A 1,844-nucleotide genomic window follows, 5' to 3' on the forward strand; every position below is an offset into this window, starting at 1 on the left:
ACGCTCTCTTTTTGTCTTTTTTTGCTATATGGTTTTACTTACGTCTTCAAGAAAAAAATAGTCTACCAAGAAACTTAAATTGAGCAAGTTAAAACTTAAAAAATGAAACTTTTTCAGCAATCCCTACTTAGGTTCGGAAAATTGATGGCCCGCCTCGGTCAGGACCTGGATAATCCGTAAGTCGTCCACAAGGGAGTTGGTGGAGATAGTGTCTCCGATTTTCCACTGGATGAATACCTCTCCGTCTGCTTCAGCCAGAAAGTGATTGAGCAAAAGGTTATACTGCCTGTCAAAGCGTTCTTTCTCACCGGCAAGAAGGAGATATTGCATATACAGCCCGATGCTCTCAGATAAAAAGGTTTCATTGTCAGGTATGCCATAAGCGCGAATTAAACCGTTTTCAGCCGTATAATATTGTTCAACCAGTTTCACTGTTGAATTTTGATCCGCTGACATGATGGTGATAAGGGTAAGGACAGCGATAAGTATGAGCGAAACCAGGCTGATCATAACAAGCCGGAGGCTGCTCATATGTCTCTCCCCTTAAAGCGGACTGTTTTGTCCCATTCAATGTTTTGGCCTTGAATGTGCCGTTTCCCCACATACAGCACAAAACTTCTCAGCAATAAGATAATAAAGGTCTGGGCGTAGATAAAATACATGATTAATGCAGCACCACAATTAGCAGGGGAAGCTTTCTTATTCAATACCAGCGCTCCTAATAGCTGAAAAGTATAAACAATATAGCTCATCTACCAGAACATCAGGATTGGTGCAGTATAAATCGGGGTGATCAGATCAACCAGGCTTAAAATTAAGATCAAATGGGAAACAAGTAGCAAAACAGCAAACAGAAGGTAGGTGAGTACATGTTGCACCGAATGGAACAAGGCTTTTTTCTTCCAATAGGAGGTTTGGAAAAAAGACTTCTCCAGCAGGTAGATATTACCCATGAACCATCTAGTGCGCTGTTTGAGAAACGTTTTCAGGTTTTCTGGCTCTTGTTCCCAAGTAACTGATTCAGAAACGACCGGCAAGGTATATCCGGAGGCGGTGATTCTCATGGTCAGTTCGGCATCTTCCGCCAGCGCCCATGGATCATACCCGCCCAACTCGTCAATCACTGCTCTTTTGAGTAACATGTTTGTGCCTGGTAAGGAGCCCAGTTTGAACAATTGCCATCTCCCGGACTGCATAATCAGTTGAAAGACTTGAAACTCCAGTGCAATCATTCTCGTTAGTAGATTGGTGTCGGCATTAATCGTTTTGACGTACCCCACTGCACCGGCCGCTCGGGGGTCACTTTCTGCCGCTTCCACTAGCAGCTTAACGGCTGAAGGTTCAGGGCGGTTATCAGCATCAAACACGACAATATAGTCTGCTTGAGTGACTGACAATCCATAATTAAGAACTCTGGCTTTTCCTCTCGGTTTGCCAGGCGGAACAGAAATATAATGAACCCGTGAAAATGTCTTTTGAAATTCTTTGGCAATCTCGGCTGTACGGTCAGTTGAACGGTCATCCAGAAGGAAAACGTTCAGTTTACCAGGATACTCCAAAGCACACATAGCTTCCAACGTTTCTTTGATCACTACTTCCTCGTTGTGAGCCGGTATCAGTATGTCCACACTGGGATAACGTGTTAAATAAACCTGTGGTTTTGGTTTTATCCTGTGCCAGATCCCTGCAATGGTTAACAAAGAATAATAGATCAACAGGTACCGTCAAGAATTTTGTGTAATGTAAATGGGGTAGGGTTTCTCTGAAATGGATTTGAATTGATAGGGGACTGATTTTCTCCACACAGGAGACTGAATATTCAGTCTCCTGTGTGGAAAGGGAGA

The 1,844-nt window shown here is 43.3% G+C and carries 3 protein-coding genes; all 3 read right to left on the reverse strand.

Annotated elements, in window-relative coordinates; all coding sequences use genetic code 11:
- Positions 1-123: 123 nt before the first annotated feature.
- From IEW48_RS16560 to IEW48_RS16565, 3 genes are read right to left on the reverse strand one after another with little or no spacing between them, the layout of a single operon-like run.
- Positions 124-531 carry a hypothetical protein gene (locus IEW48_RS16560; protein ID WP_188624706.1) on the reverse strand — a complete coding sequence of 136 codons (408 nt, stop codon included), beginning with the start codon at positions 529-531 and terminating at the stop codon, positions 124-126.
- Positions 528-707, reverse strand: a complete 180-nt coding sequence (locus IEW48_RS17315; RefSeq protein WP_229704106.1) for a hypothetical protein — start codon at positions 705-707, stop codon at positions 528-530. The genes IEW48_RS16560 and IEW48_RS17315 overlap by 4 nt, the downstream gene beginning before the upstream one ends.
- A 45-nt stretch (positions 708-752) precedes the next feature.
- Positions 753-1,715, reverse strand: a complete 963-nt coding sequence (locus IEW48_RS16565) for a glycosyltransferase family 2 protein (RefSeq protein WP_503826755.1) — start codon at positions 1,713-1,715, stop codon at positions 753-755.
- Positions 1,716-1,844: the final 129 nt, after the last annotated feature.

It is taken from the genome of Caldalkalibacillus thermarum (genome assembly GCF_014644735.1).
Taxonomy (GTDB): domain Bacteria; phylum Bacillota; class Bacilli; order Caldalkalibacillales; family Caldalkalibacillaceae; genus Caldalkalibacillus; species Caldalkalibacillus thermarum.